Source organism: Streptomyces venezuelae (genome assembly GCF_008642335.1).
Taxonomy (GTDB): domain Bacteria; phylum Actinomycetota; class Actinomycetes; order Streptomycetales; family Streptomycetaceae; genus Streptomyces; species Streptomyces venezuelae_F.
In genome coordinates this window covers 6,658,819-6,671,653 of record NZ_CP029191.1, presented here as the reverse complement: position 1 = coordinate 6,671,653, position 12,835 = coordinate 6,658,819, and the positions used below count along the sequence as shown (strand labels likewise).

At 72.2% G+C, this 12,835-nt stretch carries 12 protein-coding genes; 8 read left to right on the top strand and 4 right to left on the bottom strand.

Annotation, left to right across the window (positions count from 1 at the left end):
* Positions 1 to 5: 5 nt before the first annotated feature.
* Positions 6 to 1,391: an allantoinase AllB gene (allB, locus tag DEJ49_RS29820; RefSeq protein WP_150188558.1), complete on the bottom strand. Its 1,386-nt coding sequence runs from the start codon at positions 1,389 to 1,391 to the stop codon at positions 6 to 8.
* A 399-nt stretch (positions 1,392 to 1,790) separates the two neighbouring features.
* Here allB and DEJ49_RS29815 point away from each other — a divergent pair, with 399 nt between their 5' ends.
* Entirely contained in the window at positions 1,791 to 2,606 is an 816-nt protein-coding gene (locus DEJ49_RS29815; protein ID WP_150186971.1) for an IclR family transcriptional regulator, read from the top strand.
* Between the two features lie 285 nt (positions 2,607 to 2,891).
* On the opposite strand, the gene DEJ49_RS29810 is transcribed toward DEJ49_RS29815, so the two are convergent.
* The gene (locus DEJ49_RS29810; RefSeq protein WP_190329488.1) at positions 2,892 to 3,413 is read right to left on the bottom strand and encodes a universal stress protein; all 522 of its coding nucleotides are present in this window, start codon (positions 3,411 to 3,413) and stop codon (positions 2,892 to 2,894) included.
* 100 nt (positions 3,414 to 3,513) lie between these two features.
* Between DEJ49_RS29810 and DEJ49_RS29805 the strand changes: the two genes are divergently transcribed.
* Positions 3,514 to 4,986 (top strand): PLP-dependent aminotransferase family protein, encoded by a 1,473-nt coding sequence (locus DEJ49_RS29805; RefSeq protein WP_150186969.1) that lies wholly within the window; start codon positions 3,514 to 3,516, stop codon positions 4,984 to 4,986.
* 84 nt (positions 4,987 to 5,070) lie between these two features.
* Here DEJ49_RS29805 and DEJ49_RS29800 read toward each other — a convergent pair whose 3' ends face one another.
* Positions 5,071 to 5,358: a DUF5955 family protein gene (locus tag DEJ49_RS29800; protein ID WP_190329487.1), complete on the bottom strand. Its 288-nt coding sequence runs from the start codon at positions 5,356 to 5,358 to the stop codon at positions 5,071 to 5,073.
* A 175-nt stretch (positions 5,359 to 5,533) separates the two neighbouring features.
* Between DEJ49_RS29800 and DEJ49_RS29795 the strand changes: the two genes are divergently transcribed.
* The 6 genes from DEJ49_RS29795 to DEJ49_RS29770 all read left to right on the top strand — a co-directional run bounded on the left by DEJ49_RS29795 (position 5,534) and on the right by DEJ49_RS29770 (position 11,909).
* A complete protein-coding gene (locus DEJ49_RS29795; protein ID WP_150186967.1) occupies positions 5,534 to 6,181 on the top strand; it encodes an NTP transferase domain-containing protein in 648 nt (215 codons plus the stop codon).
* Between the two features lie 225 nt (positions 6,182 to 6,406).
* Complete coding sequence (gene aceB / locus DEJ49_RS29790; protein WP_150186966.1) at positions 6,407 to 8,026, top strand: malate synthase A; 1,620 nt, start codon at positions 6,407 to 6,409, stop codon at positions 8,024 to 8,026.
* 151 nt (positions 8,027 to 8,177) lie between these two features.
* Positions 8,178 to 8,762, top strand: coding sequence for a sigma-70 family RNA polymerase sigma factor (locus DEJ49_RS29785; RefSeq protein WP_150186965.1), 585 nt, complete (start codon positions 8,178 to 8,180; stop codon positions 8,760 to 8,762).
* Entirely contained in the window at positions 8,759 to 9,529 is a 771-nt protein-coding gene (locus DEJ49_RS29780) for an anti-sigma factor domain-containing protein (protein ID WP_150186964.1), read from the top strand. The genes DEJ49_RS29785 and DEJ49_RS29780 overlap by 4 nt, the downstream gene beginning before the upstream one ends.
* Before the next feature lie 85 nt (positions 9,530 to 9,614).
* Positions 9,615 to 11,207 (top strand): molybdopterin-dependent oxidoreductase, encoded by a 1,593-nt coding sequence (locus DEJ49_RS29775; protein WP_223833043.1) that lies wholly within the window; start codon positions 9,615 to 9,617, stop codon positions 11,205 to 11,207.
* 60 nt (positions 11,208 to 11,267) lie between these two features.
* The gene (locus tag DEJ49_RS29770) at positions 11,268 to 11,909 is read left to right on the top strand and encodes a fasciclin domain-containing protein (RefSeq protein ID WP_150186962.1); all 642 of its coding nucleotides are present in this window, start codon (positions 11,268 to 11,270) and stop codon (positions 11,907 to 11,909) included.
* A gap of 3 nt (positions 11,910 to 11,912) precedes the next feature.
* Here the strand turns inward: DEJ49_RS29770 and DEJ49_RS29765 are convergent, their stop codons facing one another.
* Entirely contained in the window at positions 11,913 to 12,818 is a 906-nt protein-coding gene (locus DEJ49_RS29765; protein ID WP_150186961.1) for a HipA family kinase, read from the bottom strand.
* Positions 12,819 to 12,835: the final 17 nt, after the last annotated feature.

The window sequence follows — 12,835 nt, the reverse complement described above, 5'->3', positions numbered from 1 at the left end:
GGTGATCAGTTGTTCCTTTCCAGAAGTCGGCCTGCGGGTTCGCTGAACTCGCCGCCGTGCAGGATGCGTTCGCCGCGCAGCCAGGTGGACTTCACGACGCCGCTGAGGGTCTTGCCCGCGTACGCCGTGACCCGGTTCCTGTGCTGCAGCTCCGCGGGGTCCACGGTGAAGGTCTCGTCGGGCGCGAGGACCGCGAAGTCGGCGTCGCGGCCGGCCTCGATGGCGCCCTTCTGGTCGAGTCCGACCAGGTGTGCGGTGCGCGTGGACATCCAGCGCACCACGTCCTCGAGGGAGTGACCGCGCTTCCTCGCCTCGGTCCAGACGGCGGGCAGGCTCAGCTGGAGCCCGGAGATGCCGCCCCACGCGGTGGCGAAGTCGTCGGTCTTGAGGTCCGCGGTGGAGGGCGAGTGGTCCGTGACGACGCAGTCGATGGTGCCGTCCGCGAGCGCCTCCCACAGCAGGTCCTGGTTGCCGGCCTCACGGATGGGCGGGCAGCACTTGAACTCGCTGGCGCCGTCGGGAACTTCCTCGGCGGTCAGGGTGAGGTAGTGCGGGCAGGTCTCGACGGTCAGCCGTACGCCCTCGCGCTTGGCGGCGGCGATCAGCGGCAGTGCGTCGGAGGAGGACAGGTGCAGGACGTGCACGCGGGCGCCGAGCCGCTTGGCGACGGCGATGAGCCCCTCGATCGCGGTGTCCTCGGAGATACGGGGCCGGGTCTGGAGGTAGTCCGCGTACTTGGGGCCGCTCTTGTGCGGGGCGGCGTCCAGCTCGTGCGGGTCCTCCGCGTGCACGATCAGGAGCCCGCCGAACCCGGCGATCTCGGCCATGGAGGCGGTGAGCTGGTCCTGGTTCAGCTCGGGGAACTCGTCCACGCCCGAGGGCGACAGGAAGCACTTGAAGCCGTAGACACCGGCGTCGTGCAGCGGCTTGAGGTCCTGGACGTTGTCGGGCAGCGCGCCGCCCCAGAAGCCGACGTCGATGTGCGCCTTGGTGCGGGCGACGTCCTGCTTGGTGCGCAGGTTGTCGACGGTCGTCGTCGGCGGCAGGGAGTTGAGGGGCATGTCGACGAGGGTGGTGATCCCGCCGGCGGCCGCGGCGCGGGTGGCGGTCCAGAAGCCCTCCCACTCCGTGCGGCCCGGGTCGTTCACGTGGACGTGCGTGTCGACGAGGCCGGGGAGCAGGGTGTCGTCGCCGAGGTCCTCCAGGCGGGCGCCGTCCGGTACTTCGGCGTCGTACGCGTCGACGGCCACGATCTTTCCGCCGGACACGGCGACCGAGGCGGCCCGGGTGCCCTCCGGGGTGATGACGCGGGTCGAGCGGAGCACCAGCTGCACGTCGACACCCGCCGCACCCGCCGCATCCGCCGCACCCGCGCCGGCCGTCGCGTCCACGTGCACGTCCTTTTCGGACACCCGCGTCCCCTTTCTGCTTTCTTCTGTTCCGCTACACAGACCATTTGCTTCCGCTTAACGGAATTCAACGTTCTGTTGAAGGAGTTTTCACGCTTGCTCTCGCGACGTCAAGGGTGTGCTTGTTCACGGTCTTGTTCACGGTCGCGAGGTTCCGGAGACGTTCCGGTTCGGACTGGACGTTTCCACAACGTGGAATTAGAATTCCGCTGAACAGAACGTAGCTACGCACAACGCGAGCGTCGGGGTGCGCGGGACAACCCCGCGAAGACACGGACAAAGGCCCCCTGACCGGCGACGACGGCATGCCGAGCACGGACCCTCGTGAAGAACCGAACGGTAGGCTGCTTCCTTGCCCGCCAGCACCGAAAGGAACGCGCCGTGCCGACGTCAAGCGCCAGCGACGCCCCTGCGGAAACCGCCGCCTCCAAGACCCCCGCCGCGAGCGGCGGCGTCCAGTCCCTCGAGCGCGCCTTCGACCTGCTCGAGCGGATGGCGGACGCAGGGGGCGAGGTCGGTCTCAGCGAACTCTCCGCCAGCAGCGGCCTTCCGCTCCCCACCATCCACCGCCTCATGCGCACGCTGGTCGCCTGCGGGTACGTGCGTCAGCAGGCCAACCGCCGCTACTCGCTCGGCCCGCGCCTGATCCGCCTCGGCGAATCCGCGTCCCGGCTGCTCGGCACATGGGCCCGCCCCTACCTCGCCCGGCTCGTCGAGGAGACCGGCGAGACGGCGAACATGGCGCTCCTCGACGGCGACGAGATCGTGTACGTCGCACAGGTGCCGTCCAAGCACTCCATGCGCATGTTCACCGAGGTCGGCCGGCGGGTCCTGCCGCACTCCACGGGCGTCGGCAAGGCGCTGCTCGCGCACGCGTCACCGGACGAGGTCCGCGCGCTGCTCGCCCGCACGGGGATGCCGGCGGCCACGGAGAAGACGATCACCACGCCGGAAGGCTTCCTCGCCGCCCTCGACGACGTGCGCCGCACGGGGTACGCGGTGGACGACAACGAGCAGGAGATCGGCGTCCGGTGCCTGGCCGTGCCGGTGCCCGACTCCCCCACGGCCGCGGCGATCTCCATCTCCGGCCCGGCGGGCCGGGTGACGGAGGCGGCCACGGACAAGATCGTGCCGGTGCTGCAGCAGGTGGCGGTGGAGTTGTCGGCTGCGTTGACCAACGCGACACCTGGCTCCTGAGCCCTGGGGGTTCCCCTGTCCCGCCGCTCCGCGGCGGATCTTTCCCCACCCACCCACCCACCCAACCCCCAGCACCACCGACTCCCCGTAGGGAAACGGGCGGGGGGCCGTCGCGAAGCGACGGAGCAATCGACCCCCGGCGGTCGCGGGGCGCGCCGGGTGGGCGGGCGGGTAAAGCCGTCGCGGAGCGACGGGGTGAGTGGGTCCCGGCGGTCGCGGGGTGCCGGGTGGGCGGGTGGGAAAGGCCGTCGCGGAGCGACGGGGTGCCGCGGCGATGCGGTCGCTTCAGTGGTTGGCCAGGGCGAAGTCCGCGGGGGTCATCCGCCGCAGGGTGCGGCGCATGCCCCTCGGGGGGCGCGACGCCGGCGCCGTGAGGACCGCGCACGGCGCGTGCGTGTGGACATAGCGGTGCGTCCGCGAGGCCCGGTGCCGGTGGGACCGCGCACCGATGACCAGGAGGGCGTCCGCGTGCACCGCCGCCACGTCGCAGAGAACTCGCCCCGGTCGCCCCCGGACCACACGACGCTCGACAACGACGCCCCGCGGCGACCCGCCGAAGACCTCGTCGAAGGCCCGGTCCAACCGCCCCCGCGCCTCCACATACCAGTGCCGCGCCCACGCCGGGTCGGGGTGGCGCAGGTACAACCCCTCGCCCTCGGGCGGCTCCCACGCCAGGACGGCGACCAGCACACGCCCCCCGCGCCGTGCCTGCTCCGCCCCCACCCGCAGCGCCGCAAGGCTCGCGAGCGAACCGCTGACCCCGACCACCACCGCTTCCCCCGCTTCCGCCACTTCCCCTCCAGACATCGCCATGCTCCTTCCCAGGCCAAACGCCGACCGAAGTGCTCAGAACCGGAGTCTGTACGCTGATTGGCCTGGAGAGCAGGGCCAATCGGCGGGAGTTGGCATGGCAGACGCACGCGTGGTCCACACGGTGGACAGGAGGCTCGGCAGCCGTCAGCTCGCCCAGCTCCTGACCGGCGCCGTCGGCGAACGCCCCGGCTACCGCGCGCTGGCGAGCGGCGTGTGCACGCTGCTCCTCGACGGCCGCATCCCCCTGCGCACCCGGCTCCCCGCCGAGCGCGAACTGGCGTCCGCGCTGGGCGTCAGCCGGGCCACGGTCACGGCGGCGTACGACGTGCTGCGCGAGGGCGGGTACGCCATGAGCCGGCGCGGCGCCGGCACCTGGACCGAGCTGCCGCAGGGGCAGCGGCCGGCCGGCGTCGCCGCCTTCCCCGCGGGCGACGGTGTCCTGGACCTGGCCGTCGCCGCGCCGGGCGCCCCGGAGGCCGAGCTCGGCGCCGCCCTCGCCGCGGCGGGCGCGATGCTGGCCGAGCACGCGCCGACGCCCGGCTACCACCCGTACGGCATACCGGAGTTGAGGGCCGCCGTCGCCGAGCGCTTCACCCGGCGCGGCCTGCCCACTCTCCCCGACCAGATCCTGATCACCACCGGCGCCCAGCACGCGCTGTCCCTGACCCTCGCCCTGCTCGGGCGGCCCGGCGACCGCGTCCTCGTCGAGAACCCCTCGTACCCGAACGCACTGGACGCGATCCGCGGCGCGGGCCTGCGCGCCGTCCCCGTCCCCGTGACGGAGGACGGGTGGGACGCCGGCCTCGTCGAGTCGTCGCTGCGGCAGGCGGCGCCCAGAGTCGCGTACCTCGTACCGGACTTCCAGAACCCGACGGGTGCGCTGATGCCGCGCGAGCAGCGCGTGCGCATCCTGGAGACCGCCCGCGCCACCGGCACCTGGCTGCTGATCGACGAGACCATCGCGGACATCGCGCTGGACGTGCCGCCGCCCGCCCCGTTCGCCTCGCTCGCGCCGCACGGGGCGGGCGAACAGGTCGTCACCGTCGGATCGTTGAGCAAGACGCACTGGGGCGGGCTGCGGATCGGGTGGGTGCGGGCCGGGTCCCGGCTGATCACCGAGCTGGCGATGAAGCGGGTGCCGAGCGACATGTCGACACCCGTCATCGAACAGCTCGTGGCGCTGCACCTGCTGCGCGGCATGGACGACGTCCTGCGCGAGCGGCTGCCGCGGCTGCGGGCGCAGCGGGACGCGCTCGCGGCGTCGCTGGCGCGCCACGTGCCGGAGTGGCGCTGGCGCGTGCCGCCGGGCGGGCTCTCGCTCTGGGTGGACGTGGGCCGTCCGATCGCGTCCGCGCTGGCCCGCGCGGTGCTCGCGCAGGGCGTGCGGATCGAGGGCGGTTCACGGTTCGGGGCGGATCCGGGAACGCACGAACACCGGCTCCGCATCCCGTACACGCTCCCCGCGGACCTCTCGGAACAAGCGGTACGCCGTCTGGCCACAGCCCTGTCCACCGACCTGCGCCCCGGCACGGCGACCAGCACCCCCCACCACCACTGGGTGGCCTGACCCCGCCCCGGGGCGGGGTTTTCAGGGGGGGGCGGGGACCTGCGCGGGCAAGCACGACCCAGCCGCAGAATCGATTCCCCCGCCCTACCGCCCGTCCGGTTCCCCGAAGATCTCCACGGCCATCCGCACCGCCGCCAGGCCCGTCGCCAGCGCGCTGACCGAGCCGATCGCGCCGGCCACCAGCAGGAGGGACCTGCGCATCCTGGGGATCTCGGGCGCACCCCCGTACGCCATCTCCGCGAGCGCCGCCAGTTCGTCCTCGGCGATGCCGCGGTCGGTGAACTCGGCCGGGTGCGCGGCGAGCTCACGGCGCAGCCGGGCCACGGCGGCGCGCAGCTCCGCCACCCGCGGGTCTTCGTCGCTCCCTGACACGTGCCCTTGCCCTTGCCTCTGCTCCACGCTCCGCACCACAATCCCTCGCCCGCCCCGGTTGCTGGTCGGGCACCTGGGGGCCGCGGGTCAGTAAACCGTTCCCGGGACGGGGTGCGCCGCTTTCGCGTACGCCGTCACACGCGGGTGTCGCGGACATCTCGTGTATCCAGGAGCCATGACGACAGAACCGATGAACACGCAGGTTGACGCGGCGGGCGAGGTCGTCGGGCTGCTGCTCGCCGCGGGGGGCGGACGGCGCCTCGGCGGGCGCCCGAAAGCGCTGCTCGAACACAAGGGCAGGCCGCTCGTGGAGCACGCCGTACGGGTGCTGCGCGAGGCGGGCTGCACTCGGGTGCACGTGGTCCTGGGCGCGTCCGCCGACGCCGTGCGCGCGCGTGCCTCGCTCCCCGGCTGTGTACTGGTCGACAACCCGGAGTGGGAGGAGGGCATGGGCTCGTCGCTGCGCGCCGGTCTCGCCTCGCTCGCGGGCACGGGCGCCGCCGCCGCGCTGGTCTCGCTGGTCGACCAGCCGGGGATCGGCGCGGCGGCGACGGCGCGGGTCCGTGCCGCGTACGACGCGCCGACGACGCTGGCCGCGGCCGCGTACGACGGGGTGCGGGGTCACCCGGTCCTGTTCGGGAGCGCGCACTGGGCGGGGATCGGGGCGAGTGCGGTCGGCGACCGCGGGGCACGCGATTACTTGCGGGAGCACGTGGGCGAGATCACGCTCGTGGAGTGTGGGGATGTGGCGGAGGCGTACGACATCGACACGGCGGAGGACCTGACGCGCCTCGACGCCGGAGGCCCGGCGCACATGGAGTGACCGGCATGGCACTCAGCGACACGTTGTGTCGACGAGAAGAATCTCGACGTCAACAAACCATTGAACTTCCACCATGAGGAAACTAGTATCCACTGACCAGAAGGCCCGTTACCTCGGACGGGGCCCCAAGCCGTACCTCGGCCCCTGTGGCACCCAGTGCCACCGCGTCTGCCCGGCGGCTCGCCCGGCACCGTCCGTGCAGCTCTCTGAAGGAAGTGACAGGACATGTCCGCACTAGCGCCGTCGCCGCTGGCCATCGTCGACGCAGAGCCCCTGCCCCGGCAGGAAGAGGTGCTCACCGACGCGGCCCTCGCGTTCGTGGCCGAGCTGCACCGGCAGTTCACGCCCCGGCGTGACGAGCTCCTCGCCCGGCGCGCCGAGCGCCGCGCGGAGATCGCCCGCACCTCCACCCTGGACTTCCTCCCGGAGACCGCCGCGGTCCGCGAGGACGACTCCTGGAAGGTCGCGCCGGCCCCCGCCGCGCTGAACGACCGCCGCGTGGAGATCACGGGTCCGACCGACCGCAAGATGACCATCAACGCCCTCAACTCGGGCGCGAAGGTCTGGCTCGCCGACTTCGAGGACGCCTCCGCTCCCACCTGGGAGAACGTCGTCCTCGGCCAGCTCAACCTCACCGACGCCTACGAGCGCCGCATCGACTTCACGGACGAGCGCACCGGCAAGTCGTACGCGCTGAAGGGCGCCGACGAGCTCGCGACCGTCGTCATGCGCCCGCGCGGCTGGCACCTGGACGAGCGCCACCTCCAGGTCGACGGCAAGGCCGTCCCCGGCGCGCTCGTCGACTTCGGCCTGTACTTCTTCCACAACGCCAAGCGCCTCATCGAGCTCGGCAAGGGCCCGTACCTCTACCTCCCGAAGACGGAGTCGTACCTGGAGGCCCGCCTCTGGAACGACATCTTCGTCTTCGCGCAGGACTACGTCGGCATCCCGCAGGGCACGGTCCGCGCCACGGTCCTCATCGAGACGATCACGGCCGCGTACCAGATGGAGGAGATCCTCTACGAACTGCGCGACCACGCCTCCGGCCTGAACGCGGGCCGCTGGGACTACCTCTTCTCCATCGTCAAGAACTTCCGTGACGGCGGCTCGAAGTTCGTCCTGCCGGACCGCAACCTGGTGACGATGACCGCCCCGTTCATGCGGGCGTACACCGAACTCCTCGTCCGCACCTGCCACAAGCGCGGCGCGCACGCCATCGGCGGCATGGCCGCGTTCATCCCGTCCCGCAAGGACGCGGAGGTCAACAAGGTCGCGTTCGAGAAGGTCAAGAACGACAAGGACCGCGAGGCGAACGACGGCTTCGACGGCTCGTGGGTGGCCCACCCCGACCTGGTCCCGATCGCCATGAAGTCCTTCGACGCGGTCCTCGGCGACAAGCCCAACCAGAAGGACCGCCTGCGCGAGGACGTCTCCGTCGCGCCCGGCGACCTGATCGCCATCGACTCCCTCGACGCGAAGCCCACCTACGACGGCCTGGTCAACGCCGTCCAGGTCGGCATCCGCTACATCGAGGCGTGGCTGCGCGGTCTCGGCGCCGTCGCCATCTTCAACCTGATGGAGGACGCCGCCACCGCGGAGATCTCCCGCTCCCAGATCTGGCAGTGGATCAACGCGGGCGTCGTCTTCGAGAACGGCGAGACGGCCACCGCCGACCTGGCCCGCAAGGTCGCCGCCGAGGAACTCGCCGCGATCCGCGAGGAGATCGGCGACGAGGCCTTCGCCTCCGGCAAGTGGCAGCAGGCCCACGACCTCCTCCTCCAGGTCTCCCTGGACGCGGACTACGCGGACTTCCTGACCCTCCCGGCGTACGAACAGCTCCGCTGAGACGTCACACATCCGCAGTAGTACGGCCACGCACATCACCCCCGGCACCGCACAGCGCCGGGGGTGATGTGCGTGGAACTCCGACCAATCCGGAGCGCCGGCGGCTACGTATCAGAGGTGTACGTCGGTCTGTGCCCTGGAGGGTCTGCGCGTGAATGAAGTCGTCCGTATCGGGTCACGGTCCGCGCCCGGGCCCGATCTGCAGGAGTTGCTCGCGCGGGTCGCCCGCGGTGACCAGCAGGCGTTCACCGGTGTCTACGACGCCGTGGCGGGGCCCGTCCTCGGGGTCGTGCGGGGAGTGCTGCGCGACCACGCCCAGTCCGAGGAGGTCACCCAGGACGTCCTGGTCGAGGTGTGGCGCACGGCGCCCCGGTACCGGGCCGACCGCGGTACCGCGATGACCTGGGTGCTGACGCTCGCCCACCGGCGTGCGGTGGACCGGGTCCGCTCCGTCGAGGCGGCCGCGGCCCGCGACCGCAAGGCCGCGCAGCTCGCGGCCACCCCCGCCTTCGACGAGGTCAGCGAAGAGGTCGAGGCGCATCTGGAGCGCGAGCAGGTGCGCAGGTGTCTGCGCGGGCTCACCGAGGTCCAGCGGCAGTCCGTGACCCTCGCCTACTACCGCGGCCTGACTTACCGCCAGGTCGCCGAGCTCCTCGCCCTCCCCTTGGGCACCGTCAAGACCCGCCTGCGCGACGGACTCATCCGGCTGCGCGACTGCCTGGGGGTGAGCGCGTGAACAGCGCGGCCGACCTGCACACGCTGACCGGGGCCTACGCCGCCGACGCCCTCGACGACGCCGAACGCGCCCAGTTCGAGGAGCACCTCGCGCTCTGCCCTTCCTGCGACCAGGAAGTGCGGGAGCTGACCGCGACCGTCGCCCGCCTGGCCCTCGCCTCGGCCGTCGCACCCCGGCCCGCTCTCAAGGATGAGGTGCTGCGACGGATCGGCACCGTCCGGCAGGACGTGCCGAGCGTCCCGCAGGTGACGGAGACCGGCCCCGGGCCTCGGCCGCGTCGGGCGCGTGGCATCTACCGGTGGGCCCTCGCCGCCTGTCTCGCCGCCGTCGGTCTCGGCGGCACCGCGGTCTGGCAGCACCAGCGAGCGGAGGACGCGCGGGAACAGGCCCGGCAGGTCCAGGAGCAGACCCGGGAGCAGTCGCAGGAGCTCGCCGCCGTGCTCGCCGCCCCGGACGCCAGGACCCGTACCGGCGGGCTCACGGACGGGGCACGCGGCACGGTCGTCGTGTCCAAGAGCCTCGACAAGGCCGTGTTCGTCGCCGACGGCATGGCACGGCCGCCCAAGGGCAAGGTCTACCAACTCTGGTTCGACGACGGCGGTTCCATGCGCTCGGCCGGTCTCATGGACCCCGACCGGTCCGCGTCGACGGTCCTGATGCGGGGCGGGGTCGGCAAGGCGACCGGCATGGGCATCACGGTGGAGCCCGCGGGCGGTTCGGACGCGCCGACCTCCTCCCCCGTGGCGTTGATGGAGTTGCCCGTCTGACCCCGCCCGGCGTCAACACGCGGATCATTGTCATCCGATAGGGGAATTCACCAATCCGCGCGGCCCTCGGCCTCGGATACCCCATGTGACGACAGAACGGAACCGCCGGAAACCGCGCATCGACCCGGGGCGCGCCGCGGCCGGTGCCCTGAGTGGGGCGCTGGCCGGGTTCGCCGCCCTCGCCGCGGCCGAGCTGCTGTCCTCCGCCGTGCGCCCCGAGGCGGGGCCCGTCGTGGCGGTCGGCGGTGCGGCGATCGACCGTACGCCCGCGTCCGTCAAGGACTGGGCGATCCGGGAGTTCGGCACCGACGACAAGCTCGTCCTGCAGTCCGGCATCGTCGTGGTGCTCGCGCTCCTGGCGGTCGCGCTGGGGCTCCTCGCCCTGCGCCACCGCCGCCTCGGCGCGGCGGGCGTGCTGCTCTTCGGGGTGGTCGGCGCCCTGGCCGCCGTCTCCCGGCCGGACTCGACCGGTCTCGCGGACGCGCTTCCCTCCCTGGTGGGTTCCGTGGCCGGTGCGGCGCTGCTGTATGCGCTCGCCGGTCGTCTGGTCCCCCGCCCCGCGTCAGAAGGGGGCACGGAGACCGCCGGGTGGGACCGGCGCGGCTTCCTGATCGCCGCCACCGCCGCCGCGGCCGCCTCGGCGGGCGTCGGCGCTCTCGGCAGGTCGTTCAACGCCTCGCGCGGCAAGGACGCCATCGCCTCCCGCGAAGGCATCGTGCTGCCCGCCCCCGCCTCGCCCGCCTCCCCCGTCCCCAAGGGCGCACGGCTGCGCGTGCCCGGCATCAGCCCCTTCGTCACCTCCTCGAAGGACTTCTACCGGGTGGACACCGCGCTGATCGTGCCCCGGGTCGACGCCGACGCCTGGCGGCTGCGGATCCACGGCAAGGGCGTCGCGCGCGAGACGACCGTGTCCTTCCGGGACCTGCTGCGGCGCGAACTGGTCGAGCGGGACATCACGTTGACGTGCGTGTCCAACGAGGTGGGCGGCCCGTACGTGGGCAACGCCCGCTGGATCGGCGTACGCCTCGCCGACGTGCTCGCCGAGTGCGGTGTCGTGCCCCCGGCCCGCGGCGGCCCCGCGGACCAGCTGGTCGCGCGGTCCGTGGACGGCATGACCATCGGCACGCCCGTCGACGACGTGATGGACGGCCGCGACGCGCTGCTGGCGCTCGGCATGAACGGCGAACCGCTGCCGTTCGCGCACGGGTTCCCCGTGCGCATGGTGGTGCCGGGGCTGTACGGATACGTCTCCGCCTGCAAGTGGATCGAGGACATCGAGCTCACGACGTTCGACGCGTACGACCCCTACTGGGTGCGGCGCGACTGGGCCGCGAAGGCTCCGATCAAGACCCAGTCCCGTATCGACACCCCCAAGCCGTTCGCCCGGCCGAAGGCGGGAACGGTGATGGTCGCCGGGGTGGCGTGGGCGCAGCACCGCGGCATCGACAAGGTCGAGGTGCGCGTCGACGACGGCCCGTGGCGGAGCGCCGACCTGGCCGCCGAGGACACCCGCGACACCTGGCGCCAGTGGTCCTTCCCGTGGCAGGCCGCTCCGGGCGGTCACACCCTGACGGTGCGGGCGACCGACCGAACGGGTGCCGTCCAGACGGCGGAACGAACCCGCACGAGCCCTGACGGGGCGAGCGGCCGGCATTCGGTGGTGGTCACCGTCACCTGACCCTCGTATCCCTCCCCTTCCGCACCAGTACGCAAGTTCACTCACCCCCCTGGAGAAGTCATGAACACCACCCCCCGCCGTGTCCGTCGCGCCGCCGTCGCCGTCGTCTCGGCCGCCTTCCTCCCCCTCGCCCTGACGGCCTGCTCGGACGACAGCTCGGACAGCGCCGCCGACAGCCCCTCCAAGAGCGCGTCGGCTGAACCGTCCAAGGCGATGGGATCCATGACGGAGCCGTTCGGGCCCGCCTGTTCGTCCGTGCCGAAGGACGGCAAGGGCAGCTTCGACGGCATGGCGAAGGACCCCGTGGCCACGGCCGCGTCGAACAACCCGGCCCTGTCCACGCTGGTGACCGCGGTCAAGAAGGCCGGTCTCGTCGACACGCTGAACAACGCAAAGGACATCACCGTCTTCGCCCCGACGAACGACGCCTTCGCGAAGATCCCCAAGGCCGACCTGGACAAGGTCCTCAACGACAAGGCGCAGCTCACCAAGATCCTCACGTACCACGTGGTCGGCCAGCGGCTGACGGCCGAGGACCTGAAGAGCGGCTCCTACGAGACGCTGGAGAAGTCGAAGCTCACGACGTCCGGTTCGGGAGAGTCGTACAAGGTGAACGACTCGGCGAACGTCGTCTGCGGCAACGTCAAGACGGCCAACGCCGAGGTGCACATCATCGACACGGTCCTGATGCCGAAGAGCTGACCGTCAGCCGAGGTGGGTCGACCAGTCCTGCTGGGCCGCGGGCTTCCCGTGCAGATCGGGGACGCGCTTCAGCCAGGCGGGCCGGCCCTTCTCGGTGGCGGCGGCGCGCCGTGCGTCGGCGGCGGCCAGTTCGTCGCGGGACGGGAAGCACGTGGGCAGCCAGGCCGCCGAGGCGCGGGCGCGGGCCAGGAGGTGCTTCACGTACGCCTCGCGGACCGCGTCCGGCGAGTCGAAGCCCGGCTCGTCGGCGAGCCACGCGTCGGGCACGAGGGCGACGATCTCGCGGAGGACGTCCTCGGTGACGAGGGGCGCCAGTTCGGCGTCGGCGGCCGTCATGTCCGGGCCGTACGAACCGAGGGCGTGGTGCCGGAAGTCGTACTCCTTGTCCGGGGCGGAGGCGCCCCAGCGGTGGTGGAAGACGAGCGCGGCGCCGTGGTCGATGAGCCACAGCTTCGGCTCGTGCACGCCGAACGTGGGCCAGATCATCAGGTTCGAACTGTGCACCGTGCGGTCGACGTTCGCGGTGAGGGCGTCGAGCCAGACGACCTTGCCGGCCTCCAGCGGGTCGACGTCGATCGCCTCGGGCGTGAAGTCCGCGGCGCCCGGCAGCAGGTCCATGCCGAGGTTGAGGCCGGCGCTCGCGTGCAGCAGGTCCTGGACCTCCTGGTGCGGTTCGTCGGCGCCGACCGCGGGGTCGAAGTGGACCAGGACGAGCTCGGGGAAGCGCAGGCCGAGGCGGCGTGCGAGCTCGCCGACGATGATCTCGGCGACGAGCGCCTTGCGCCCCTGGGCGGATCCGGTGAACTTGACGACGTATGTCCCGAGGTCGTCGGCCTCGACGACCCCGGGCACGGACCCGCCGGTCCGCAGCGGGTTCACATACCGGACAGCAGTCACTTCACGCAGCACACCGGCCACTGTATGCC